Source organism: Bacillus cereus, assembly GCF_007678085.1.
Lineage (GTDB): Bacteria > Bacillota > Bacilli > Bacillales > Bacillaceae_G > Bacillus_A > Bacillus_A cereus_BE.
The window spans coordinates 492,247-515,310 of sequence record NZ_VEDW01000005.1 but is presented as its reverse complement, the minus strand read 5'-3'; the positions used below and the strand labels follow the sequence as shown (position 1 = coordinate 515,310).

The window sequence follows — 23,064 nt, the reverse complement described above, 5'->3', positions numbered from 1 at the left end:
CATAACGTTCATTTTTTCTCTTTTACTTGGTAAGAACAACTACAATCGCCCTCGCACATGTTTGCTAACGTCTTTACATCTGCTCCTGCAAATAAACGATTATACATCTCTTTTTCATCTTCACATACTTGCGGGAATCTCTCTGCAATTTCCTTTAACGGACAGTTTTGTTTTTCAATTACGAAAGAGTTTTCTCCATCTCTCTTTATTTGAACCATATAACCATTTTTCTCTTGCATAGCCGCTATCTCTTGCACTTTATATGCTAAATTCTTTTGATTACTCACTCGCTTTTGCAACTGTTCTTCCATTCGCTTCGTTCTCTCTTTTAAAACGTAACGAAGTATTTTTTCATCACCCATTCGAGCTAAATCTTCTAGCATATCAATCGCAAATTGTTTATACTCCTTCGGGAATGTATCTTCTCCCTTTTCGCTTAATCCATACAAATAAGTTGGTCTTCCGACATGTTGTCTTACCATCTTGGAATAGATTAAACCATCTTTCTCAAGATTACTTAAATGTCTTCGGATCGCCATTTCTGTAATCTCTAAAACGTCAGCTAATTCCGCTACCGTGTGCTCTCCCTTTACTTTCAACAATTGGACAATTTCATCTTTCGTCGTACGTGCTTCCCCCATGCTTAACCCTTCTCCCTTTTCCCTTTTCCCTTACTTTCTCACATACAATATAAGATCCCCAAAAAGGTACCTTGGGGATCTTATAAGCATAATTATTCTGGTACAAATGCAGATACAGGTCCTAATTCCTTCTCTAAATAACTGCGGATATTTGCTGGGTATTTCTCTACCACTGCAATATGTTTTTGAATCGTCTTATATAATTCATCATGATTCATTTGAATATAATCTTGCGTGAGCATTTTTCGAAGAAGAATCACTTCTTTCATTCCTTGTCCTTCTTCTGCACTTATCACTCGCTCGTCCATCAAAATATCGATAATATCTTCATAACTTCCTGGATCGCGCATAATAAATCCATCGATCATCGCATTTCCTACATCTAATACAGTATCAATCATTAGATGAGCTATGCGTTCTAATGCGTAAAATTCAAACTCGGTTTCATATATCTTTTTCTCTTGAAATGTACTTGTTGCTCGTTCTAAACATACTAGCATTTGTTCTATTTTCTTTCTGTCTACAAAATACATGAATGTCACCTACCTGGAAATTAAAGCATTTACATTTTAATTGTAACGCTTTCTTCTGAAAAAATCGACAATTTTTCGAATTCACCTTTTCTCCGTTATTTGTTATAGTTATATTTGTATGATTTTTGAAATTGGAGGAATGGAATCTTGGAACGTGAACTCGCACTAGAAATTGTCCGTGTAACAGAAGCAGCAGCATTAGCATCCGCACAGTGGATGGGCCGCGGAAAGAAAAACGAAGCAGATGATGCAGCAACTACAGCAATGCGTGATATGTTTGATTCAGTAAACATGGCAGGTACAGTTGTAATTGGTGAAGGAGAACTTGATGAAGCACCGATGTTATATATTGGTGAAGAACTAGGAACAGGTAACGGTCCAGAAGTAGACATCGCCGTTGACCCATTAGAAGGTACTAACATTGTTGCAAAAGGTCTTGCAAATGCAATGGCAGTTATCGCAATCGCAGATAAAGGAAACCTTCTTCATGCTCCTGATATGTACATGGAAAAAATCGCGGTTGGTCCAAAAGCAGCTGGTAAAATTAGCTTAGATGATCCAATTGAAAAAACAATCGAAATTGTAGCAGAAGCTAACAATAAAAAGATTCGCGATCTAACGGTTATCGTTCAAGAACGTGAACGTCATCAAGATATTATTGACCGTGTTCGTGCAAAAGGTGCACGCGTAAAATTATTTGGTGATGGTGATGTTGGTGCGTCAATCGCAACAGCACTACCTGGAACGGGTATCGACTTATTCGTAGGTACTGGCGGAGCTCCAGAAGGTGTTATTTCTGCAGCAGCATTAAAATGCCTTGAAGGTGAAATGCAAGCTCGCTTAGTTCCAATGAACGAAGAAGAAGAAGCTCGTTGTCGTGAAATGGGATTAGAAGATCCTCGTCAACTTCTTATGTTAGATGACTTAGTATCTGGGGATGATGCAATCTTCTCAGCAACTGGTGTATCTGCTGGTGAGTTATTAGACGGTGTGAAATTCCTTGGCGGAGATTTAGCTGAAACATATTCTATCGTTATGCGCTACAAAACAAGAACGGTACGATTCATTAAAACGCATCACCATTTAGATCATAAACCACACTTAAACTTAGATATTTAATAAAGGAGCCATGTGTATGGAAGAACGTTTCTTTCTGTACGACGATACAGTCGCTACAAGAACTCGTTTCGTTAGCTTTATGGGAGAAAATGAGCGTCATGATTTAGCGCTTTTATACTCCGATCGTCATTACGGTAAAACAATTGTCCTTGATATGCAGCGCAATAAATTTGCAATCATCGGTCCTGACGATTTAAACGAACCAGGCTACTTAGAGCATGCATTTTCTATGACTGAAGAAATTGCAGAAGAACTACGCTCATTTTTATTTGAACTTATATAATTTATCGTATGCACCAGCTATTTTAGCTGGTGTTTTTCCGTTATGAGGGTTTTGAATTTTCAATCTTTTATGTTATAATTAAGAATAAATCTATTTGGATAGAAAGGACGTTATCTACGTATGCCAACATTTACTTTGTAATGGACCAGCAATTGGATAGCATTACTCTCAAAAAAGCACCGTGCTTTTTCAAGGGAGTAGTCTGCCCATTCCCATTACAAAGGAACGTGATGCATCTGTAGTATGATGTTTACGGAGGTTCCTAAGGGAACCTCCTTTTATTTTTGTCTTTTTCTCATGTCTTCATACTACAAGACATCCAAATAGCTGTATTACGTTCCTTTACCACTACTATAAGAGGTGAAGGAAAATGCAAAAAGTACAACTTTCTTGGAGTTTATATGAAAATGAGCAAAACACAATCGAAAAGTATTGTAAAAATTGCAGACGCACTACCTTATTTACAGACACGAATATTCGTAGGCATAACGCCAATGGAAAAAATATATACCGCTTTGCCATTTATAAATGTCCGAAAGATCATACGTGGAATCAAAAACTTCGTATTTATAAAGCATTTACTGATCACGTTGAAACAGTCGACATGACGCAGCAAGATCAAATAGAAACAACTACTACCATTTCCATTACGCAACATAAAGAAAACGGCATAGCTGAAATAACGATCGTATTAGATATCGTTTTCGGTTCACACCGAATGGATAAAGCCTTATCCACATATATTTCCGACTGGAGCCGTACACGCATTGTGGATAAAATTAAAAATGGGGATATTCAATTGAACGGACAACAAATGAAACCAAACGCAATACTTTCTGAAGGCGATTCAATTTCAATATGTTTGTGAGCAAGTAAAAAAAATCCTCTTACAATCGTAAGAGGATTTTTTTATTTCTTCACTTTTCGTAATACGAAGTGTGCACAACCGAAGTTACAGTACTCGTATAAATACTCTGATAACGTACTAATTTTCGTATCATATGTCGAACGTTGATTACTATCATCAAAGAAACCGCGCAATCTAAGTTGCTCATAACCCCAGTCCCCAACGATGTAATCATATTTATTTAAAATTTCTGCATAACGCTCTTTAAATGCTTCTTCACTAAAACCATCACGAAAGTTTTTAATTACTTCGTACTGAACATTATTAATGCTCACCGTAGCATGCATCTCTTGCTCTTGCTTTTGCTCCATCATTAACTTCCTCTCTAAGCATTCTTCTTTTTATCGTATCACAAAGCATACCAACCAACAATTTCAAATACAAAAAATTGAAAATTAGTGCATGCTATGGAGAAGGAGGTGATACATCGTGAAAAAACAAATTATGCTCTCTCTCCTCACTCTTTCCTTATTTGCAGGCTGCCAGCCAGCAAATAAAGCCGAAATGGAACGTGAAGAAGGAAGCCGTGTTCTTGTTTCCAACAAAAACGACATGTATCATACGGAAAATACAAATACACGATTAACGAGAGTCGGTTATTCATCTAAACAAAAGCATGAAGTGTCTAACAAACAAGTAGGGGCCATTAACCGTGAGAAAGTCGCTGAAATGATCACAAGCATGACAGTCAAACTTCCTGACGTTACAAACGCTGCTACGCTCGTTACCGATGATGAAGTATTTGTTGTATACCGTGCAAACACAACAAATCCAAAACTCGTAGCGGATCAAGTATATAGAGCTGCTTTGTCCATCGTCCCTCGCTATTATAAAGCATATGTCTCAACAGACCAAAAGTTGATTTCTCAAATTCAAGGGCTACAATCTGGTGCTTTAAATGATACAGAATATACGCAAAGCCTTGATATGTTAAAGCGTGAAATGAGTAAAAATCCTCATTTGAACAATACGGGGGATCAGTCTTTAAATGATATGATAAAAAAATAAAGAAGGTGGAGAAAACCTCCACCTTCTTTATTTTTAACTATTTCTTACGATCCGCATAAACCTCCATCGCATCACACATAAACTGCGCTAATCCCACGCCAAACTTATCGATATTTTTCGTGAAGCGCTCATCAGCAACGTACATTTGACCGAGCCCTTTAAAAGCATCTAGTGAATATTCACCGAAGTTTTGCAAGTAATCGTACCATACTCCAATTGCTTCCTGTGCCTCTTTAGAATCTGGTGCACCGTGTCTAAGCGCTGCTAAATTTCTATAAATCGTATTGAACTCTTCTTGATTGTCTTTTGACATACCTTTCGCATATTCATTCGCTTTGTCTACAGCTGCGTCTCCCCATCGTTCACGCGCTTCTTCTTCGTACGGATTATGGCTGAAATCGAAGCCTTCAAATTTCTCTTTGTTCGTCATTTCAATCTCTCCTTTTGTATGCTGAATGGTTTTATCAATCGTCGCAATCACTTTATCTAACCTAGCACGCTTTTCAAGAAGCATTTTCTTATGAAGCTGTAATGCTTCTTCCCGGTCAAATGATGGACTCATGATAATTTCTTTAATTTTCTTCAAAGGGAAGCCTAGCTCTTTAAAAAATAAAATTTGCTGCAATGTCTCTAAATTTTCATTGGAATACAGACGATATCCAGACTCTGTCGTCTCGTCTGGGGTTAATAACCCAATTTCATCATAATGATGCAGTGTGCGCACACTAATTCCAACTAAATTAGCTACTTCTTTTACCTTCATTGTCATGTGTATCTCCCCCTTAATACATACGATAAAGTATGACGCAACGTTAGAGTCAATAAGTAAATTCATTTTTTGTTAAAAGTTTCATCTCCACTATATTTCATGCATAATAGATATGTACATATATTAGAAAGCGGTGAAAGTATGGTTTCAAGTACGGTAATTGCCAGTATCACAATTCAACTTGTGCTTTCGATTCTGGTACCTATTATTGCGTTTGTTTATTTTCGTAAAAAATATCATATTAATTGGAAAGTAGTCGGCGTTGGTGTTCTTATTTTTATTGGGTTTACCCAAATTCTCGAAACACCGTTCCACCTATTTATGCGTGGTAATCCAGCAATCGCTCCAATTTTAGAAAATCCATTTGTCTTTGCACTTTATGGCGGACTAACTGCTGGTATTTTTGAAGAATTAGGACGCTTCGTTGCCTTCTTCTTCCTACTAAAAAAATACCTAGAATATAAAGATGGCTTCGCTTATGGAATTGGTCACGGCGGGATTGAATCTATTTTAGTTGGCGGATTCTCTGCATTGCAGACACTTATATTCGCTAATGCTATTAACAATGGTAGCTTCGCACAAATGGCAGAAAAACTACCACAATTAAATCTTGTAAAGGATATGTTAATAGAACAACCTGCTTATTTATACTTCCTTGGCAGCTTGGAAAGAATTATGGCTCTTGTATTGCAAATTGCCTTTACAATGCTTGTCTTATACGCAGTAAAACAGAAGAAATATATCTTCCTTGTTTACGCTATATTATTCCACGCATTTGTAGACTTTTTCGCGGCATTTTATCAAACAAAAACAATCAACATCTTCGTTGCAGAAGGAATTACCCTTCTCTTCACAATTGGTGCTATCATTCTTATTCGTAAAATGAAAGAGAAATTAATGAGTGTACCGGAATAAAAAATAACCCACCAACTGGTGGGTTATTTTTTACCACGATTTTCGCAATGATGATAACTCTTGCCCTCTTGCAACTCCCTCTTTGTTTCTGCATCTATAACAATGTACTTATGAACCTCTTCTGCTTCATTTTGAGAAAAGGAAGCAAAAAAATAAACTTGGCGATCAGGGTGAACAAAAAAATCTTGAAGTACCACGCTACCACGACAACCCGCGGCTGTTTTTTGTAGGAAAGAAAATTCTTCATCAGGCACTTCTTTAAATAAAATCTTTTTTCGAACGCTATATGCTGCATTGTTGTATTCTTTATACATTTTCTTATCTAGCTGTTCGTAAAACACATCCTCACTAACAAATGGCTTATTCCGATTACTTGGATACTCTACCTTTTGATTGGATTCTGCATATGTTGTGGACAAGTGCATAAAAAAACAAAGACTAAATATAATACACATCATTTTTTTCATAAGTGCACCTCAAATATTCGTTGTCCATATTACTTTTCCACATATTAAAATCAATATGCCGTTTCCCGTTTCCAATAAAAAGGAATTTTTTCTACATTTGTCGAAGTATATAGCGTCAACTTGAAAGATGGGGATGAATTATGAAGAAATTGATTGTAATACGACATTGTTCAGCAATTGGCCAAGAATGTGGTGCCGAATTAACGATTGCAGGAAAAAATCAAGCAAACATTCTTGCTACATTCCTCTTAGAAAACCAACCACAAATAGATCATATTATTTCAAGCCCATTTGTGCGAGCTATCGATTCTATTCGGCCTTATGCGCTCCAAGCTAACCTGTCTATCCAAGAAGATAAACGATTAGCTGAACGCATATTAAGCGACGTTCCAATGGACGATTGGTTGCAAAAACTAGAATCTACTTTTACAAATATAGATATTGCCTTTTCAGGCGGAGAGTCAACAAAACAAGCGACAGACCGTGCTATATCGCTTATCCAAGACGTTTTAAAATTAAACCATACTACAACACTACTCGTTACACATGGAAACTTACTTACGCTCATTTTAAAGCACTTTGATCATACGATTGGTTTTAATGAATGGAGAACTTTAACAAATCCTGATGTTTATGAAATTATAATCGATGAACAATGTACTATAAAACGATTATGGGAAGTATCGTCCAAGTAATATCTCTTTCCAACACATTCAGTTGACGCCACGAGAAGAAACTGTACTAACAATAGAAAGGGGTATCACTCCATATGTACGAAGATGTACTTGCTTTACTACATAAAACAAATGCTTCTTACGAAAAGTTTGAACACGAACCAGTACTCGATTACGAGACAGATCGGATCGTGCGGGAGAGGCTTGGCTTACAAGGTACTCCAAGTAAAAGCTTATTTCTAAAATCAAAGGCTGGAGATTATTACGTATTTTTTACGTTAGAGGGCACAAGGCTTAACCGAGGAGAAATGAAAGAAATAACTGGAGAACGCTTATCTCTCTGTTCCCCTGATGAACTGCAAGACAAAACCGGTTGTACGCCGGGATGTGTAGCTCCTTTCGGTTATTCACACGATGTAACTATTATTGTGGATAACGCTATTTATACGTACGATAAAATTTTAATTACACCTGGTGTACCTGAATTTACAATTGAATTATCCACAGAGGAATTAAAAAAGATTTTATTAACATGCTCAAATACTGTTTTAGAATATAAACAAAAAGAGAGCTAATGATTAGCTCTCTTTTTTCATTATTTTGCTTCTGCTACTTTTTCTTTTGCAGAACGAACTTGCTCGTCCGCATGGTAAGAAGAACGCACAAGTGGGCCAGCTTCACAGTGGCTAAATCCTTTGCTAAGTGCAATTTCTTTAAGCTCTGCAAATTCTGCTGGTGGATAATATTTAAGAACTGGTAAATGCTTCTTAGATGGTTGTAGGTATTGTCCAAGAGTTAAAATATCCACATTGTTTGCACGTAAGTCATCCATTGCTTCAATTAAATCTTCTCTCGTTTCACCTAAGCCCACCATAATGCTCGATTTAGTTGGAATATCAGGCTGCATTTCTTTCGCTCGACGTAAAAACTCTAATGAACGGTCATATTTTGCTCTAGCGCGAACTCGGTTAGATAATCGACGTACTGTTTCAATGTTATGGTTTAAAATATCTGGTTTTGCATCCATTAACATTTTTAAGTTTTCTTCTACTCCACCCATATCAGATGGTAATACTTCGATTGACGTAAATGGATTTTTACGACGAACAGCACGTACTGTTTCAGCAAAAACAGCTGCTCCCCCGTCCTTTAAATCATCACGTGCAACCGCTGTTATAACAACGTGCTTTAAGCCCATTTGTACTACAGAATCTGCTACGCGTTCTGGCTCTTGTAAATCAAGCTCAGTTGGTAAGCCTGTTTTAACCGCACAAAAACGACAAGCACGTGTACAAACCGCACCTAAAATCATAAATGTTGCTGTTTTTCTTACAGCCCAGCATTCATGAATATTCGGACATTTCGCTTCTTCACAAACTGTATGAAGATTCTTAGAACGCATCATTTTCTTTAAGCCTGTATAGTTTTCATTCGTGTTTAACTTAATTTTCAACCATTCGGGCTTGCGCTTATATTCTGTTTGTTTTGTCATGGTTATCAACTCCGCACAATATGAAATAGTTTACCGTGTTCGCTTCTTTCAATGTAACATATCTATTCTAACGTATGAAAGCGATTTGCTCAAATGAAGATTCTAAGATTTTTTCCAATCGTTCCCTATAATGAAATACTCCGTATATCCCACACTAAAAAGAGTGATGTTGTGAAAGGAGTCTATTTCATGCTTCGAAAAATTTCTCTTTTGCTTTCGATTTGCTTTCTTCTCCACCAAAACATCGCTTACGGTGAAGATAATCAGCAAAGCATATACGAAAAGCGCATGGCACTATATAAAGAAACCGAGCAATCTTCAGGCATTCCGTGGTATTACTTAGCTGCAATGGATCAATATGAAAGAAATATACGGAGCGTAAGAAAAGATATTCCGAAAAAACCAGATGCCATCATTTCCCTTTATTTCAAACCAGAAATATGGGCCGGACCTGTTAATGGTAACGACACTCTCCCCCATACAATTTCTCTATTTGGCGGGATAGGTTTAGACGGTGACAAAGATGGATTTGCAAATGCAAATAACGACCGTGATCTTTTGCATACAGCAGCAACGATTTTAAAGAAACAAGGATCGTCCGAAGACCGTATTCACATTATGCTTTGGGAATATTATAGACGTGCGAAAACAGTTGAATTAATTACCGAATACGCCCGAATTTATAAACATTATGGACGTATTAATTTAGAAGGAAATGCTTTCCCTCTTCCGATTCGTAGCGACCATAGCTACCGTAGTACTTTTGGCGCTGGAAGAAGTTTTGGGGGAAGAAGAGTTCATGAAGGAACAGATATTTTTGCAGGCTACGGCGTACCAGTAAGGTCTACTTGCTATGGCATTATTGAAACAAAAGGTTGGAACCGTCTTGGCGGATGGCGCATCGGTATTCGCGACCTTCATAATAATTACCATTATTACGCTCATTTAGGCGGATTCTCAAAAGAAATACAGCTCGGACAAATTGTTGAGCCTGGAAAAGTAATCGGTTTTGTTGGTAGCACCGGTTACGGCCCTCCCGGCACAGCGGGAAAATTCCCGCCCCACCTACATTTCGGCATGTATAAAGACAATGGTTATACAGAATGGGCTTTCGATCCATACATGCATTTAAGTCTTTGGGAGCGAAAAGAACGAGCGAATACAAAACGATAACCGTAGCACATTGCTACGGTTATTTTTTATTTATGGCTAACTATCCGTTTTCTTTTTATCAGGTACAACAACACTTCCGCTTCCGTAATAAGTAGGCACTTCCCCTTGAACGATACGCGTTGCAATTGGAACGTCTTGTTTTACCTTTATTTCTTTCGTATGAAATGGAATAATCACTTGCAACGTGACTTCCATCTCCATAATAATTTGAATCGCTGTCGTATTGATTCCGTGCGGTTCAATTTTTTGTTTAATATCCGTATTCACATGACCAATCGTCGTGAAATCAATTGGAATGTCGGGTCCTATATTCCCAAGAAGCGCATTATCTGTTACACGGCCAAAAGGAACTGCCATCGTTGCCCCATTCTTTTCAGAAATACCTAGCTCCTTCAAATCACCTTGTTCCACTTGCTGTAAATATTTTTCTATGTACATGGTCGTTGACGTTACGATTTCATTTACTTGCTTCGTATTTAAATTAATTGTGGATACTTTGCCGTTTTTATCGTTTTGTACTTTCATTAATGAATCAACATTGAATCCTTCATTAATTCTATCTTTTACCGCCTTCGTCATAACCGCTGTCGCCATTTTATGCGTCTCTACTTCTCCATATTTAATTAATGTCGGCTGAATACTACTATTCACAATCCACAATCCTTGCACGAGTAATATAACAAAAAGAATAAACGACATAAGCAGTATGTGCCGAAAGGAAATAGGCCCCCTTCGAAACCGCGAATTTTTCGAACGAAATATACTCATAAAAAACCCTCCTTCTTATATCATTTCTATGCAAGAAGGAGGGACGATATATGCTTATCTCATTTTTAATAACGCTTCTTTTCCGATTGTGCCGGCCGTAATACCTAAAGCTTCGGCTTCAATCGTTACTGATTCTAGTGGTGCTTCAAGAAGTTGTTCAATTGTTCTTACACCAACCGCGCGGCCAGCAATAATTCCTCGATCCCCTAACTTCTCATTTAAAAGACCTACATCTAATGCACCGCACATAATATATCCTTTATCGCTCATTACAGCTAGCAAATTTGTCTTTGGAAGTTTGACGCTAACCGCAATAAACGTATAATTATCGATTATAATTGGCTCCACATTAACCATAGTTCACACTCCTCTCTTTCTTATCTGTATGACAAGAGAAAAATGAGTGTTACAAGTTAACTAGCCTATAGTTTGACGGAAGATGTATGAGTTATCAACACGTCTGTTAACACATCTCTGAGTAACTCTGGCATATAATATTGTTTGTCAGAAAGTGTGGATAGCTCTGGGTATAAGTATCCGAATGTAAACATATCAATCGTTCCGACCGTATATATACGATCTAATTCCAGCGATTCCCCGTTAATCAATACATCTTCCAGTAAAATTTTATTCCCAGGAATCGTATCTGGAATGACTTCTACACCAGCGTAAATCATTTTCCCCATCACTTTCCCGCGAAATCCGAATCCTTTTACCTCAAGGTTCTCCATATTTGGGCGACGCGCTTTTAAAATAACTTCTCTTAGCGTTTTTCCCGGCACTCTTAATAAACATGGATTAATTGGATGTGGACAAATTCTGTGAATATCTCCGCGCGTCACAACACCCTCATTCAATCCCTCTAATAGCACACCAGCGTTCACCATTCCAATCTCTGCATCGCACCACGTTTTCAGCGCACTTGCTAACATGTGCGAAAATGATGTCTCATGAAACCAATCGACCGGTAATGATTCCTTTAAATGAACGACAGGCTCTGCCATAATATGTTTGCTTTCTTCCTCCAGCACTTCAATTGTGGATAACGGTTTGCTATAAGCACCTAAACGTTCTGTCTTAATCGCCCTACCGTCCTTTTTCAATAACTTCTTCGTCTCTTTATCCACAGTAAGCTGAACGTGCCCAACGTAACGTCCCCACTTTTCACAACAACAAAGTAACGTATTATTCATAAGAACACCGCGCTCAAATAAATGATGCGTATGTGCCCCTAAAATAACATCTACATCATAATGCTCCGCCATATACTCATCCATGCTTTTACCAAGATGAGAAAGGACAACCGTAATATGAGCCTCATCTCGCACTTCTTCTAAAATAGACTCTAAATGGATAAGCGGATCTTCAATATGCCAATCGAGCATATGATAAAACTCTGGATAAGCTACCGTTAACCCGATAAAAGCAATTGTAATCCCATCTGTCGTTGTATGTAATTTATAAGGTTTTGCCCACTCCGGACGTACACCTTCTTTTTCAAATAAATTCGCCACGAGCACCTCAAATCCGGCATCATCATATAGACGATTCAAATGCTCCTTCGCTAACGTAATTCCTTCATTATTTCCGATCGTTACATAATCATATAACGCCTCATTCAAAAGCTTCGTATTGCCAAGTCCATTCGTCGCTTCCGAAATACTATGAAAACGATCCACATGATCGCCGATATCAACCGTCAAAACGGTCTCTCCCGCTTCCTGTCTTCGCTTTTTCTCTCCTTGTACAAACCGAGAAATTTGCGGCCAATTTTCAAAATGACTATGTATATCGTTTGTATGATAAAGGTGGATGATTGTTTCTTTATTTATATTCAGAGAAAAAACCTCCTCTCAGTTCCTTACTGCCATTTACGCTACACGTACGCAATAATCCTGTAAATACTTTTCGTCTTTTCTTGCTATTTTACATTGTACTCGCATTGAGAGAAAAAGCAAAAGATTGCCCTTTTAATATGAGAAACTTTATTTTTTCAAATCTGTGGATTAGTCAGAGGGGCGACATTTGTCAGGAAGTTTGTTGGGTGGCTTGGCGAAGAATGTTTTGCCAACTCCTATATGGAAGATTATTCTATATTTATACCTTGTAACACGACATATGTCGTGTTACAATCTCATCATAAGGTGGTGAACCATAAAATGGATAAAGAGATATTAAAAGGAAGTATTGATATTTTACTTCTCTCCATCATTAAACAGCACGATACATACGGATATGAAATGATTCAAAAGCTAAAAGAAAACAGCAATGATTTATACACGATGAGCCAAGGTACACTCTACCCAGCACTCAAACGCTTGGAACAAAAGGATTTCATCAATTCATACTGGGGTGAATCTGAAACTGGTATGAAACGAAAGTTCTATTGCATTACTACGAGCGGAAAGAAAATTTTAGAAGAAAAACTAACAGCGTGGGATTCAATTACAGCTCTTATTAAAACTTGTCAGAAAGGAGCTTTAAATTAATGACGATTGAAGAATACATAAAGAGTATCGTTCAAAAAACAAACCTATCCCAATCTGATAGAGACGAACTATACTTCGAAATTTATGATCATCTTACAAGCTTAAAACAAGAATTTCTCGATCAAGGAAAATCTGAAGAAGAAGCTACTACATTAGCCATTCAAAATTTTGGAGAAGCCTCTACTTTAGGAACTGAAATTGAAAAAGCGATGCAATTTTCTACACAAAAATATGTACAGTGGCTTGGTTGGGGATTATTTTTACCGTATTCATTTGTTTTGTTATTTAAACTGTTGCTCGGGAGGCCAGCTTTTTACTTTGGCAATCTGGAGTACTTCTTTAAAACAGGTGACTGGCATTCTATACACGGCGGATTAATAAACTTAATTCCTTTCAGAAGTACAATCAGCTATTTAAGTGGATTCGATCCTACTCATCTACTAGATCCTTATAATATAGACATCGTACTTATGAATACATTAGGAAACGTCATCATATTCATCCCATTCGGATTCCTTCTACCTTTATTATTTAAACAAATAAACAATTTAAAAATGGCATCTACAATTTTTATTAAGTTTATTTTATTAATTGAATCGTTACAACTTCTTACTTTTACTGGTGTTTTCGATATTGATGACATCATATTGAATATGTTAGGTGCTTTAATTGGATATGGTTCGTTCATTGGGATGAAACATATTTGGGAGCGTATTAAATCTGTGGATAAGGTGGATACAATTTAGGTTCGGGGTATACAAGCTGTTCTTCCTGTCGTAATTTGTTGATAAGTCGATATATTTGAATAATCGCTGATATATTTAGCTGAACCCAGCACAACACAACATAAAAAAGCGCCCTGCTATGCAGGGCGCTTTCCTCATACATATATTATCCAATAGAACCTTCCATCTCAAACTTGATTAGGCGGTTCATTTCAACTGCGTATTCCATTGGAAGTTCGCGTGTGAATGGCTCGATGAAGCCCATTACGATCATTTCTGTAGCTTCTTGCTCAGAAATACCGCGGCTCATTAGGTAGAATAATTGTTCTTCTGATACTTTCGATACTTTCGCTTCATGCTCAAGTGAAACGTAATCGTTTTTGATTTCGTTGTAAGGAATTGTATCAGATGTAGATTGGTTATCCATGATTAACGTGTCACACTCGATGTTAGAGCGAGAGTTTTTCGCTTTTGGTCCGAAGTGTACGATACCACGGTAAGTTACTTTACCACCATGCTTCGCAATCGATTTAGAAACGATTGTTGAAGACGTGTTTGGTGCTAAGTGAATCATTTTCGCACCAGCATCTTGGTGTTGGCCTTTACCAGCAATCGCGATAGATAATGTTAAACCACGAGCGCCTTCGCCTTTTAAGATAACTGCTGGGTACTTCATCGTTAATTTAGATCCGATGTTACCGTCAATCCATTCCATCGTTGCGTTTTCTTCACAAACCGCACGTTTTGTAACTAGGTTGTATACGTTGTTCGCCCAGTTTTGGATTGTTGTATAACGGCAATATGCATCTTTTTTAATGATGATCTCTACTACCGCACTGTGAAGTGAGTTAGTCGTGTAAACAGGTGCTGTACAACCTTCTACGTAGTGTACGTGTGCGCCTTCGTCTACGATGATAAGCGTACGCTCGAATTGTCCCATATTTTCAGAGTTAATACGGAAATACGCTTGAAGTGGTGTATCCACTTTAATACCTTTTGGAACGTAGATGAATGATCCACCAGACCAAACTGCAGAGTTTAATGCAGAGAATTTGTTGTCTGTTGGTGGGATTACTTTTCCGAAATGCTCACGGAAAATATCTTCGTTCTCTTTTAATGCGCTATCTGTATCTTTGAAGACGATTCCTAGAGCTTCTAGGTCTTCTTTCATGTTGTGGTATACAACTTCAGATTCGTACTGTGCAGATACACCAGCTAAATATTTTTGCTCAGCTTCTGGAATACCTAATTTATCAAATGTTGCTTTAATTTCATCAGGTACTTCATCCCAAGACTTCTCAGATTTCTCAGATGGTTTTACGTAGTACGTAATTTCATCGAAATCTAAGTCGTTTAAGTCGCCGCCCCATTGTGGCATTGGCATTTCATAGAACTTATCCAGTGATTTTAAACGGAAGTCTAACATCCACTGTGGTTCTTCTTTCATACGTGAAATCTCTTCAACGATCTCTTTTGTTAAACCGCGTCCAGCACGGAAAATCGAAACGTCTTTGTCTTTGAAACCATATTTATAATCGCCGATATCTGGCAGTTGCTTCGCCATGTTGGTGTGTCCCTCCTTAGATAACCTCGTTTTTAGGAACCTTTAACATTACTTATCTTCGTTTAAGCCCTTTTCTAACGCTTTCCACGCTAATGTTGCACATTTAATACGTGCCGGGAACTTGCATACGCCTTGTAATGCTTCAATATCTCCTAAATCGATGCTGTCATCGTACTCTTTTCCTAGCATCATGTCAGAGAAAATTTTAGAAAGCTGAAGTGCCTCTTCAATTTTCTTACCTTTTACTGCTTGTGTCATCATTGAAGCTGAAGACATTGAGATAGAACATCCTTCTCCTTCAAACTTCGCCTCTTGCACAATACCCTCTTCTACTTTCATCGTAAGTTGAATACGATCGCCGCAAGTTGGGTTGTTCAAGTTAACGGTAACACTATCTTCTAACACGCCATTGTTACGAGGATTCTTATAATGATCCATAATAACTTGACGATATAACGTATCTAAATTATTAAATGACATTTGTGAAATACTCCTTTGTCTTGATTAGCGATTCAACAAATGTATCAATTTCTTCTTTTGTATTATATAAATAGAAGCTCGCACGTGCTGTTGAAGAAGCTTTCAGCCACTTCATAAGCGGTTGTGCACAGTGGTGTCCTGCGCGAACCGCAATACCTTCTACATCTAATACTGTCGCTACATCGTGAGGATGTACGTCTTCAATATTAAATGTAACAAGACCAGCGCGATGCTTTGGACCATAAATTGTAACGCCATCTACTTCTGATAGTCTTTCTAAAGCGTATTGCGCTAATTCATGTTCATGCTTTTCAATATTATCAAGACCGATTTCTTCTAGGAAATCAATTGCCGCACCAAGTCCGATTGCATTACCGATAATCGGTGTACCTGCTTCAAACTTCCACGGAAGCTCTTTCCACGTAGATTCTTGTAAATCTACGAAATCAATCATTTCACCGCCAAATTCAATTGGCTCCATATTGTTTAGCAATTCTTTTTTACCATATAATACGCCGATACCTGTAGGTCCGCACATCTTATGAGCAGATAATGCGTAGAAATCACAGTTTAAATCTTGTACATCCACTTTCATATGAGGTGTACTTTGTGCACCATCAATGACCATAATTGCGCCATTTTCGTGTGCGATTGCTCCAATTTCTTTTACAGGGTTAATCGTTCCAAGCACGTTTGAAACTTGCATAATAGAAACGATTTTTGTATTCGGTGTAACTGTTTGACGAACATCTTCTAAAGAAATTGTACCGTCTGGTTGAAGCGGAAGGTATTTTAAAGTTGCACCAGTTTTCTTCGCAACTTGTTGCCACGGAATGATGTTACTATGATGCTCCATGTAAGAAATAACGATTTCATCGCTTTCTTTTACATTTTCAAGACCATAGCTAGCCGCTACTGTATTTAATGCAGTTGTCGTTCCGCGCGTGAAAATAATCTCTTCCATTGATTTCGCGTTAATAAACTTGCGAACTTTCTCGCGTGCACCTTCATACGCGTCGGTAGCTTTCGTACCGAGCGTATGAACACCGCGATGCACGTTAGAATTATATTCTTTATAGTAACGTTCTAACGTTTCAATGACTTGAATTGGTTTTTGAGAAGTTGCTGCACTATCGAAATATACAAGTTGTTTGCCGTTCACTTTTTGATCAAGAATTGGAAACTGTTTGCGTATTTCATGAATATTCATTAGCGAACTTTCCTTTCAATTACCTCAACAAGCTGTGCTTTTACTCCTTCAATTGGAAGCTCATTTACTACAGGTGCTAAGAATCCATGGATGACTAAACGTTCTGCTTCGCGTTTTGGAATACCACGGCTCATCAAGTAGTATAATTGGTACGGATCTACGCGACCTACTGAAGCTGCGTGACCTGCCATTACATCATCTTCGTCGATTAAAAGAATTGGGTTTGCATCCCCACGAGCTTTCTCATCTAACATAAGAACGCGAGAAGATTGTTGTGCATTTGATTTAGATGCACCGTGTTCAATCTTACCAATTCCGTTAAAGATAGATGTTGCACTATCTTTTTGTACACCGTGTTTTAAAATCCAACCTTCAGAGTGTTTACCGAAGTGAACAACTTTAGTTGTAAAGTTTTGTGTTTGGTTACCACGGCCAATTGTTACTGTTTTCGTATCAGCATATGAACCGTCGCCCATTAAGTTTGTAACGTTCTCTGAAATTGTGTTTCCGTCATTCATAAGGCCTAGAGCCCAATCAATGCGGCCGTCGCGTCCTACTGTGCCGCGGCGGTTAACGTAAGTTGTTACGTCTTTTGCTAATAGATCAACCGCACCGAATTTCACTTGTGCGCCTTGTTCCACGATTACTTCTGCTACGATATTCGCAATACCTTTAGCATTTTCGTTTGCAACGTAGTTTTCTACATAAGTTGCAGTACTGTTCGCATCAGCTACGAATAATACGTGGTTATATACGTTAGCTTCTTCGCCATCTACTAAGAATACAGCTTGAAGTGGAGTTTCAAGAACAACGTTTTTCGGAACATATACGAATGCACCGCCGTTGATTAATGCAGCATGAAGTGCAGTTAAACGATGCTCGTCTACCTTCACGCCGTCTTTCATTAAATACTTTTGTACTAGCTCAGCGTGCTCAGTTGCAGCTGTTACGATGTCTGTAAAAATAACACCTTTTTCTTTTGCTTCTTCTGCTAAAGAAACGAACGCTGTTGTACCAGTACGTTGTACTAATACGCTGTTGTTTTCATCGATTAAGTTTTTCACTGCTTCTGGAAGCTCTGTTAAAGAACTTACAGGCTCTTGCTTAGCAGCGTCGCCTTTTCCGATAAAGTCCCATTTTTCAATTTTCGTTTTATCAGGCGTTGGCATTGGAAGTTCAGTTGCTTGTGCAAGAGCTTGTAAGCGGAACTCAGTCAACCAAGCAGCTTCGTTTACTTCGCTTGCGCGTTGACGGATTGTTTCTTGATCGAAAGGTAATGTACCGATTGTCATGTTTATGCTCCTCTCTTACGCTTCTTGCTCTGTTGTTTCGTCTTCAATACCTAATTCTTTTTTAATCCAGTCGTAACCTTCAGCTTCTAGACGTTGTGCAAGCTCAGGGCCACCAGATTTAACGATACGACCATTCATCATAACGTGAACGAAGTCTGGAGTGATGTAGTTTAATAAACGTTGGTAATGCGTAATCATTAGGCAACCGAACTCTTCGCCGCGCATTTGGTTAATACCTTTAGATACAACTTTTAATGCATCGATATCAAGACCTGAGTCGATTTCGTCTAAGATTGCGATTTTTGGCTCAATCATCATTAATTGAAGAATTTCATTACGTTTTTTCTCTCCACCAGAGAAACCTTCGTTTAAGTAACGTTGTGCCATTTCTGGATCCATTTCTAGGAATTCCATGTTTTTATCTAATGTACGGATAAATTTCATAAGAGAAATTTCATCGCCTTCTTCACGACGTGCGTTAATTGCAGAACGTAAGAAGTCAGCGTTTGTTACTCCGCTAATTTCACTTGGATATTGCATTGCTAGGAATAGACCTGCTTGTGCGCGCTCATCTACTTCCATTTCTAATACATCTTCACCGTCGATGATGATGCTACCTTCTGTTACTTCATACTTTGGGTGACCCATAATCGCAGAAGATAAAGTTGATTTACCTGTTCCGTTAGGTCCCATAATTGCGTGGATTTCTCCACCTTTTACTTCAAGGTTTACACCTTTTAAAATTTCTTTGCCATCAATTGATACGTGTAAGTCTTTAACCGTTAATGTAGAACCAGCCATCTCAATACCTCCATTAATCCTATATATACATTTTAAAAATTCCTAAAACGTTCATATTCTCATTTTATTCTCATTCTAATCTTATATCAAATAAAATGATATCGCAAACGACGAAAAAAAGTAACAATTTTTTCACAAATGTATATAAGTATTTCCCTTGCATCCTTATATAATACACCTTTCTTCTTATTTATATAAAGAAAAAAGGACTGGAAATTTTCCAGTCCTTTCCTTAATATTTATTCACTTACTGGAAGTACGGCACCTTTATATTCTTTATTAATAAAGTCTTGAATTTCTTTTGAATGCAGTACTTCTACTAATTCTTGAATTTCTTTTTTCTTCTCGTCACCTTTACGAACTGCAATAATATTTGCATACGGAGAATCTGATCCTTCAATCGCAATTGCATCCTTTGTTGGATTTAATTTCGCGTCAATTGCGTAGTTTGAATTAATGAATAAAGCATCGCCTTCATTATTTTCATACAGCTTTGGTGACAATCCAGGCTCTACATCTGTTTTAAACTTTAAGTTTTTCGGATTTTCTACTACATCTTTTACTGTTGCTTTAACAACATCTACACCATCTTTTAATTTAATAACGCCGCCTTTTTGTAACAATGCGAGCATACGGCCACGCTCCGCTACGTTATTGCTCATAATAACTGTCCCGCCATCTGGAAGTTCTTTTAAACTTTTATATTTCTTAGAATAAATGCCCATTGGCTCTAAATGGATTTTTCCTGCGTTTACAATTTTATATCCCTTTTCTTGAATTTCTTTATCTAAGTAAGGAATGTGCTGGAAGTAGTTCGCATCAATTTCCTTATCCGCTAACGCTTTATTCGGCAACACATAATCTTGGAATTTTTTAATCTCTAATTTAATACCCTTTTTCTCTAATATCGGCTGTGCCTTTTCTAAAATAACAGCGTGCGGTACGTTAGAAGCTCCAACAACAAGCTTATTCTCCTCTTTCCCCCCGCAAGCAGCTAATGTAAATACAGATAGTGCTGTAACAACTGACAATAGAATCTTTTTCATATGATGTCCCCTTCTCCCCTATAGTTATGTAGTAAAAAAGAGCCGGCATACACCAGCCCTTTTTCAGCAATTATTCTTTTACAGGAACAACCGCCCCTTTATATTCTTTATTAATAAAGTCTTCAATCTCTTTAGAATGCAATACTTCTACAAGAGCTTTAATCTCTTTTTTATCTTTATCACCTTTACGAACAGCTACTATGTTTGCGTATGGAGAATCATCGCCTTCAATTGCAATTGCATCTTTTTCTGGGTTTAATTTCGCATCAATCGCATAGTTCGAGTTAATTAAAACAGCATCGCCTTCTTTATTGTTATACACTTGCGGCAACAAACCAGGCTCGATATCTGTTTTGAATTTTAAGTGTTTCGGATTATCTGCAATATCTTTTGGAGTTGCACTAACTGGATCTACTCCGTCTTTAATTTTTAAAATACCTTCTTTTTGTAAAATTGCTAAACCACGTCCATGGTCAGTAACGGAATTACTCATAATAATTGTCGCTCCGTCCGGAAGTTCTTTTAAACTCTTATATTTTTGAGAGTATACACCAATTGGTTCTAAATGAATTTTCCCTGCTATTTCAAAGTCATATTTCTTATCTTTAATTTCTTTTTCTAAATACGGAATGTGCTGGAAGTAGTTTGCATCCAAATCCTTATCCGCTAACGATTTATTTGGCAACACGTAATCTTGGAACTTTTTCACTTCTAATTCAATTCCTTTTTTCTCAAGTAACGGTTTTGCCTTTTCTAAAATTTCAGCGTGTGGTACGTTAGAAGCTCCAACAACAAGTTTCTTTTCATCTTTATCTTTCCCGCCACAAGCAGCTAACCCCAAAATTGAAGTTGAAATAAGTGCTGTAAGTAATAATTTTTTCATTTGAAACATCCTCCCGTTTTTCATTATCTTTTATCTATTCGAGTCGTTAAACTATCACCAATCCACTGAATGAAAAATACAACTAGTAATACACAAATTGTCGCAACGATCGTTACATCGTTATTTCCGCGTTGGAATCCTTCTAAATAAGCAAGTGTTCCAAGACCACCAGCACCAACAACTCCTGCCATTGCTGTATAGCCTACTAAAGCAATTGTCGTAACCGTAATACCAGATACTAATGCTGGTAACGATTCTGGAATTAACACTTTCAAAATAATTGTGCTTGTTTTTGCTCCCATTGCTTTTGAAGCTTCAATTACACCTTTATCAATTTCACGAAGCGCAATTTCAACCATTCTTGCGTAAAATGGTGCCGCTCCAATAATTAGAGCCGGAAGTGCTGCGCTTGCTCCAAGAATTGTTCCAAGCAAAATCTTTGTGAATGGGATTAATAAAATAATTAAAATGATGAACGGTATTGAACGAAAAATGTTTACGAACGCTCCAATCGCCGTGTTAACCGTCTTGTTTTCCCATAAATTATCTTTCGCCGTCATAAAGAGTAACAGTCCTAAAATTAGTCCTAAAACAAATGTGGCAAGAGCTGCGATTGCCGTCATATATAGCGTTTCACCAGTTGCTTCTAACATTTGATTCCAATCAACATTTGTGAGTAACTTATCCATGTGCAATCACCTCCAGCTCTACTTGATCTTGATGTATTCCCTCTATTGCTTGCTGAATCGCTGTTTCCTCACCATTTAAATGAACAACTAAACTACCGTAAGAACCGTTATTCGTTTGTGCGATATTTCCTTGCAAAATGCTAACTTCTATATCACTGCGCTGCATTAATCTTTGAAGTACTGGTCTTTCTACAGCCTCACCGATAAACTGCAAACGAACGACTTTACCATCTGGATACTTTTCAATTAAACTTTCAATCGTTTCATTTGTATCTTCAGAATCCGTTAACTGCTGTACAAATCGCTTTGTAATGTCTTTCTGCGGATTGCGGAATACATCAAGTACTGGACCCGTTTCTACAATCTTTCCTTTCTCCATTACCGCCACTCGATTACAAATCTTTCGAATCACGTGCATCTCATGTGTAATGAGTACAATTGTTAAACCGAGACGCTTATTAATATCTAATAATAAATCTAAAATTTGATCTGTCGTTTCTGGATCAAGAGCTGATGTTGCTTCATCACATAAAAGCACTTGTGGGTTGTTAGCTAATGCTCTTGCAATCCCAACACGTTGCTTTTGCCCTCCGCTTAGCTGAGATGGATACGCGTCTCCTCTTCCTTCTAATCCAACAAGATGAATTAACTCGTCGACGCGTTTTCTTCTCTTCGCCTTATCGACACCTGCAATTTCAAGTGGGAACTCGATATTTTCACGTACAGTTCGTGACCAAAGTAAATTGAAGTGCTGAAAAATCATTCCAATTTCTTGTCTTGCCTTACGAAGTTCACTTCCTGTAATTGCTGAAATCACACGATTTGCAATTGTAATTTGGCCAGAAGTTGGTTTCTCCAATTGATTGAACAATCTGATTAAAGAACTTTTCCCAGCACCACTATATCCGATAACACCAAATATTTCGCCTTTCTCTATTTTTAAATTGGCATTATCTACAGCAGTGACATCACCGCTTTTTGCTTTATATATTTTCTTTACATTCTCTAATAGAATCATGGTGTATCACCCCTTTTTTGTTTGGATCGACTCCGCAATTTTTTATGTTTAATGCGTGTAGTCCACCGTTATCACTACTTTTATTATTTGAATGTCCTCCACATTCAAACAATAAAAA

Annotated in this window: 28 protein-coding genes; 10 read left to right on the top strand and 18 right to left on the bottom strand. The window is 37.6% G+C overall.

All coding sequences use genetic code 11. The features are described from left to right. Nucleotides 1-8: 8 nt before the first annotated feature. Together FS742_RS23025 and FS742_RS23020 are read right to left on the bottom strand one after the other, a co-directional pair. On the bottom strand, nucleotides 9-641 hold the full coding sequence (locus FS742_RS23025; protein ID WP_000503348.1) for a helix-turn-helix transcriptional regulator: 633 nt from the start codon (nucleotides 639-641) through the stop codon (nucleotides 9-11). A gap of 92 nt (nucleotides 642-733) precedes the next feature. Beyond that, nucleotides 734-1,174: a DUF86 domain-containing protein gene (locus tag FS742_RS23020; protein ID WP_073517007.1), complete on the bottom strand. Its 441-nt coding sequence runs from the start codon at nucleotides 1,172-1,174 to the stop codon at nucleotides 734-736. Between the two features lie 147 nt (nucleotides 1,175-1,321). Here FS742_RS23020 and glpX point away from each other — a divergent pair, with 147 nt between their 5' ends. From glpX to FS742_RS23000, 3 genes are all read left to right on the top strand, one after another. After that, complete coding sequence (glpX, locus tag FS742_RS23015) at nucleotides 1,322-2,293, top strand: class II fructose-bisphosphatase (RefSeq protein ID WP_000439095.1); 972 nt, start codon at nucleotides 1,322-1,324, stop codon at nucleotides 2,291-2,293. Between the two features lie 16 nt (nucleotides 2,294-2,309). Then, a complete protein-coding gene (locus FS742_RS23010) occupies nucleotides 2,310-2,576 on the top strand; it encodes a DUF3055 domain-containing protein (RefSeq protein ID WP_000392615.1) in 267 nt (88 codons plus the stop codon). A gap of 370 nt (nucleotides 2,577-2,946) precedes the next feature. Then, nucleotides 2,947-3,444: a cytoplasmic protein gene (locus FS742_RS23000; RefSeq protein ID WP_144615291.1), complete on the top strand. Its 498-nt coding sequence runs from the start codon at nucleotides 2,947-2,949 to the stop codon at nucleotides 3,442-3,444. 41 nt (nucleotides 3,445-3,485) lie between these two features. Here the strand turns inward: FS742_RS23000 and FS742_RS22995 are convergent, their stop codons facing one another. Next, nucleotides 3,486-3,797: a YutD family protein gene (locus FS742_RS22995; RefSeq protein WP_002003766.1), complete on the bottom strand. Its 312-nt coding sequence runs from the start codon at nucleotides 3,795-3,797 to the stop codon at nucleotides 3,486-3,488. 115 nt (nucleotides 3,798-3,912) lie between these two features. Between FS742_RS22995 and FS742_RS22990 the strand changes: the two genes are divergently transcribed. Further along, nucleotides 3,913-4,491 carry a YhcN/YlaJ family sporulation lipoprotein gene (locus FS742_RS22990; RefSeq protein WP_144615289.1) on the top strand — a complete coding sequence of 193 codons (579 nt, stop codon included), beginning with the start codon at nucleotides 3,913-3,915 and terminating at the stop codon, nucleotides 4,489-4,491. Nucleotides 4,492-4,528: 37 nt separating this feature from the next. Here FS742_RS22990 and FS742_RS22985 read toward each other — a convergent pair whose 3' ends face one another. Next, on the bottom strand, nucleotides 4,529-5,260 hold the full coding sequence (locus tag FS742_RS22985; protein ID WP_144615287.1) for a MerR family transcriptional regulator: 732 nt from the start codon (nucleotides 5,258-5,260) through the stop codon (nucleotides 4,529-4,531). Nucleotides 5,261-5,359: 99 nt separating this feature from the next. On the opposite strand from FS742_RS22985, the gene FS742_RS22980 reads away from it, so the two are divergent. Further along, a complete protein-coding gene (locus FS742_RS22980) occupies nucleotides 5,360-6,175 on the top strand; it encodes a YhfC family intramembrane metalloprotease (RefSeq protein WP_144615389.1) in 816 nt (271 codons plus the stop codon). A gap of 23 nt (nucleotides 6,176-6,198) precedes the next feature. Here FS742_RS22980 and FS742_RS22975 read toward each other — a convergent pair whose 3' ends face one another. After that, nucleotides 6,199-6,642, bottom strand: a complete 444-nt coding sequence (locus FS742_RS22975; RefSeq protein ID WP_000738556.1) for a hypothetical protein — start codon at nucleotides 6,640-6,642, stop codon at nucleotides 6,199-6,201. 140 nt (nucleotides 6,643-6,782) lie between these two features. Here FS742_RS22975 and FS742_RS22970 point away from each other — a divergent pair, with 140 nt between their 5' ends. Both FS742_RS22970 and FS742_RS22965 read left to right on the top strand, forming a co-directional pair. Beyond that, nucleotides 6,783-7,337, top strand: coding sequence for a histidine phosphatase family protein (locus FS742_RS22970; protein WP_144615285.1), 555 nt, complete (start codon nucleotides 6,783-6,785; stop codon nucleotides 7,335-7,337). Nucleotides 7,338-7,411: 74 nt separating this feature from the next. Beyond that, nucleotides 7,412-7,891, top strand: a complete 480-nt coding sequence (locus FS742_RS22965; RefSeq protein ID WP_144615283.1) for a YbaK/EbsC family protein — start codon at nucleotides 7,412-7,414, stop codon at nucleotides 7,889-7,891. A 20-nt stretch (nucleotides 7,892-7,911) separates the two neighbouring features. Here the strand turns inward: FS742_RS22965 and lipA are convergent, their stop codons facing one another. Further along, nucleotides 7,912-8,808, bottom strand: a complete 897-nt coding sequence (gene lipA, locus FS742_RS22960; RefSeq protein ID WP_000166376.1) for a lipoyl synthase — start codon at nucleotides 8,806-8,808, stop codon at nucleotides 7,912-7,914. 189 nt (nucleotides 8,809-8,997) lie between these two features. Between lipA and FS742_RS22955 the strand changes: the two genes are divergently transcribed. Next, on the top strand, nucleotides 8,998-9,981 hold the full coding sequence (locus FS742_RS22955) for a M23 family metallopeptidase (protein WP_144615281.1): 984 nt from the start codon (nucleotides 8,998-9,000) through the stop codon (nucleotides 9,979-9,981). 36 nt (nucleotides 9,982-10,017) lie between these two features. On the opposite strand, the gene yunB is transcribed toward FS742_RS22955, so the two are convergent. The 3 genes from yunB to FS742_RS22940 form a co-directional block, all read right to left on the bottom strand. Continuing rightward, the gene (gene yunB / locus FS742_RS22950; protein ID WP_144615279.1) at nucleotides 10,018-10,749 is read right to left on the bottom strand and encodes a sporulation protein YunB; all 732 of its coding nucleotides are present in this window, start codon (nucleotides 10,747-10,749) and stop codon (nucleotides 10,018-10,020) included. 54 nt (nucleotides 10,750-10,803) lie between these two features. Next, nucleotides 10,804-11,106 carry a YunC family protein gene (locus FS742_RS22945; RefSeq protein ID WP_000248463.1) on the bottom strand — a complete coding sequence of 101 codons (303 nt, stop codon included), beginning with the start codon at nucleotides 11,104-11,106 and terminating at the stop codon, nucleotides 10,804-10,806. 65 nt (nucleotides 11,107-11,171) lie between these two features. After that, on the bottom strand, nucleotides 11,172-12,563 hold the full coding sequence (locus tag FS742_RS22940) for a bifunctional metallophosphatase/5'-nucleotidase (protein WP_144615277.1): 1,392 nt from the start codon (nucleotides 12,561-12,563) through the stop codon (nucleotides 11,172-11,174). A 345-nt stretch (nucleotides 12,564-12,908) separates the two neighbouring features. On the opposite strand from FS742_RS22940, the gene FS742_RS22935 reads away from it, so the two are divergent. Then, nucleotides 12,909-13,238, top strand: coding sequence for a PadR family transcriptional regulator (locus tag FS742_RS22935; RefSeq protein WP_144615275.1), 330 nt, complete (start codon nucleotides 12,909-12,911; stop codon nucleotides 13,236-13,238). After that, a complete protein-coding gene (locus FS742_RS22930) occupies nucleotides 13,238-13,984 on the top strand; it encodes a VanZ family protein (RefSeq protein ID WP_144615273.1) in 747 nt (248 codons plus the stop codon). Before FS742_RS22935 ends, FS742_RS22930 begins: the two co-directional genes overlap by 1 nt. Before the next feature lie 145 nt (nucleotides 13,985-14,129). Here FS742_RS22930 and sufB read toward each other — a convergent pair whose 3' ends face one another. From sufB to FS742_RS22885, 9 genes are all read right to left on the bottom strand, one after another. Next, complete coding sequence (gene sufB, locus FS742_RS22925; protein ID WP_001118824.1) at nucleotides 14,130-15,527, bottom strand: Fe-S cluster assembly protein SufB; 1,398 nt, start codon at nucleotides 15,525-15,527, stop codon at nucleotides 14,130-14,132. A gap of 48 nt (nucleotides 15,528-15,575) precedes the next feature. Beyond that, nucleotides 15,576-16,007, bottom strand: coding sequence for a Fe-S cluster assembly sulfur transfer protein SufU (gene sufU, locus FS742_RS22920; RefSeq protein ID WP_000009525.1), 432 nt, complete (start codon nucleotides 16,005-16,007; stop codon nucleotides 15,576-15,578). After that, nucleotides 15,997-17,217, bottom strand: coding sequence for a cysteine desulfurase SufS (gene sufS, locus FS742_RS22915; protein ID WP_144615271.1), 1,221 nt, complete (start codon nucleotides 17,215-17,217; stop codon nucleotides 15,997-15,999). The genes sufU and sufS overlap by 11 nt, the downstream gene beginning before the upstream one ends. Next, a complete protein-coding gene (gene sufD, locus FS742_RS22910; RefSeq protein WP_098655981.1) occupies nucleotides 17,217-18,509 on the bottom strand; it encodes a Fe-S cluster assembly protein SufD in 1,293 nt (430 codons plus the stop codon). The genes sufS and sufD overlap by 1 nt, the downstream gene beginning before the upstream one ends. Before the next feature lie 15 nt (nucleotides 18,510-18,524). Then, complete coding sequence (gene sufC / locus FS742_RS22905; RefSeq protein WP_000929163.1) at nucleotides 18,525-19,310, bottom strand: Fe-S cluster assembly ATPase SufC; 786 nt, start codon at nucleotides 19,308-19,310, stop codon at nucleotides 18,525-18,527. Nucleotides 19,311-19,549: 239 nt separating this feature from the next. Next, nucleotides 19,550-20,356: a methionine ABC transporter substrate-binding lipoprotein MetQ gene (metQ, locus tag FS742_RS22900; RefSeq protein ID WP_144615269.1), complete on the bottom strand. Its 807-nt coding sequence runs from the start codon at nucleotides 20,354-20,356 to the stop codon at nucleotides 19,550-19,552. Between the two features lie 70 nt (nucleotides 20,357-20,426). Further along, nucleotides 20,427-21,239 carry a methionine ABC transporter substrate-binding lipoprotein MetQ gene (metQ, locus tag FS742_RS22895; protein WP_144615267.1) on the bottom strand — a complete coding sequence of 271 codons (813 nt, stop codon included), beginning with the start codon at nucleotides 21,237-21,239 and terminating at the stop codon, nucleotides 20,427-20,429. Nucleotides 21,240-21,262: 23 nt separating this feature from the next. After that, nucleotides 21,263-21,928 (bottom strand): methionine ABC transporter permease, encoded by a 666-nt coding sequence (locus FS742_RS22890; protein WP_144615265.1) that lies wholly within the window; start codon nucleotides 21,926-21,928, stop codon nucleotides 21,263-21,265. Then, the gene (locus FS742_RS22885) at nucleotides 21,921-22,946 is read right to left on the bottom strand and encodes a methionine ABC transporter ATP-binding protein (protein WP_144615264.1); all 1,026 of its coding nucleotides are present in this window, start codon (nucleotides 22,944-22,946) and stop codon (nucleotides 21,921-21,923) included. The genes FS742_RS22890 and FS742_RS22885 overlap by 8 nt, the downstream gene beginning before the upstream one ends. Nucleotides 22,947-23,064 lie beyond the last annotated feature (118 nt).

Excerpts from the sequence above, each read along its gene's own strand:
- FS742_RS22975 (WP_000738556.1), bottom strand. The coding sequence starts at position 6,642 with ATGAAAAAAATGATGTGTATTATATTTAGTCTTTGTTTTTTTATGCAC.
- FS742_RS22945 (WP_000248463.1), bottom strand. The coding sequence starts at position 11,106 with ATGGTTAATGTGGAGCCAATTATAATCGATAATTATACGTTTATTGCG.
- lipA (WP_000166376.1), bottom strand. The coding sequence starts at position 8,808 with ATGACAAAACAAACAGAATATAAGCGCAAGCCCGAATGGTTGAAAATT.
- FS742_RS22965 (WP_144615283.1), top strand. The coding sequence starts at position 7,412 with ATGTACGAAGATGTACTTGCTTTACTACATAAAACAAATGCTTCTTAC.
- FS742_RS22970 (WP_144615285.1), top strand. The coding sequence starts at position 6,783 with ATGAAGAAATTGATTGTAATACGACATTGTTCAGCAATTGGCCAAGAA.
- FS742_RS22890 (WP_144615265.1), bottom strand. The coding sequence starts at position 21,928 with ATGGATAAGTTACTCACAAATGTTGATTGGAATCAAATGTTAGAAGCA.
- FS742_RS22985 (WP_144615287.1), bottom strand. The coding sequence starts at position 5,260 with ATGACAATGAAGGTAAAAGAAGTAGCTAATTTAGTTGGAATTAGTGTG.
- sufB (WP_001118824.1), bottom strand. The coding sequence starts at position 15,527 with ATGGCGAAGCAACTGCCAGATATCGGCGATTATAAATATGGTTTCAAA.
- FS742_RS23020 (WP_073517007.1), bottom strand. The coding sequence starts at position 1,174 with ATGTATTTTGTAGACAGAAAGAAAATAGAACAAATGCTAGTATGTTTA.
- sufD (WP_098655981.1), bottom strand. The coding sequence starts at position 18,509 with ATGACAATCGGTACATTACCTTTCGATCAAGAAACAATCCGTCAACGC.
- FS742_RS22885 (WP_144615264.1), bottom strand. The coding sequence starts at position 22,946 with ATGATTCTATTAGAGAATGTAAAGAAAATATATAAAGCAAAAAGCGGT.
- sufC (WP_000929163.1), bottom strand. The coding sequence starts at position 19,310 with ATGGCTGGTTCTACATTAACGGTTAAAGACTTACACGTATCAATTGAT.
- FS742_RS22935 (WP_144615275.1), top strand. The coding sequence starts at position 12,909 with ATGGATAAAGAGATATTAAAAGGAAGTATTGATATTTTACTTCTCTCC.
- FS742_RS22955 (WP_144615281.1), top strand. The coding sequence starts at position 8,998 with ATGCTTCGAAAAATTTCTCTTTTGCTTTCGATTTGCTTTCTTCTCCAC.
- FS742_RS22980 (WP_144615389.1), top strand. The coding sequence starts at position 5,360 with ATGCATAATAGATATGTACATATATTAGAAAGCGGTGAAAGTATGGTT.
- metQ (WP_144615267.1), bottom strand. The coding sequence starts at position 21,239 with ATGAAAAAATTATTACTTACAGCACTTATTTCAACTTCAATTTTGGGG.
- yunB (WP_144615279.1), bottom strand. The coding sequence starts at position 10,749 with ATGAGTATATTTCGTTCGAAAAATTCGCGGTTTCGAAGGGGGCCTATT.
- FS742_RS23000 (WP_144615291.1), top strand. The coding sequence starts at position 2,947 with ATGCAAAAAGTACAACTTTCTTGGAGTTTATATGAAAATGAGCAAAAC.
- FS742_RS23010 (WP_000392615.1), top strand. The coding sequence starts at position 2,310 with ATGGAAGAACGTTTCTTTCTGTACGACGATACAGTCGCTACAAGAACT.
- FS742_RS22930 (WP_144615273.1), top strand. The coding sequence starts at position 13,238 with ATGACGATTGAAGAATACATAAAGAGTATCGTTCAAAAAACAAACCTA.
- FS742_RS23025 (WP_000503348.1), bottom strand. The coding sequence starts at position 641 with ATGGGGGAAGCACGTACGACGAAAGATGAAATTGTCCAATTGTTGAAA.
- sufU (WP_000009525.1), bottom strand. The coding sequence starts at position 16,007 with ATGTCATTTAATAATTTAGATACGTTATATCGTCAAGTTATTATGGAT.
- FS742_RS22995 (WP_002003766.1), bottom strand. The coding sequence starts at position 3,797 with ATGATGGAGCAAAAGCAAGAGCAAGAGATGCATGCTACGGTGAGCATT.
- metQ (WP_144615269.1), bottom strand. The coding sequence starts at position 20,356 with ATGAAAAAGATTCTATTGTCAGTTGTTACAGCACTATCTGTATTTACA.
- sufS (WP_144615271.1), bottom strand. The coding sequence starts at position 17,217 with ATGAATATTCATGAAATACGCAAACAGTTTCCAATTCTTGATCAAAAA.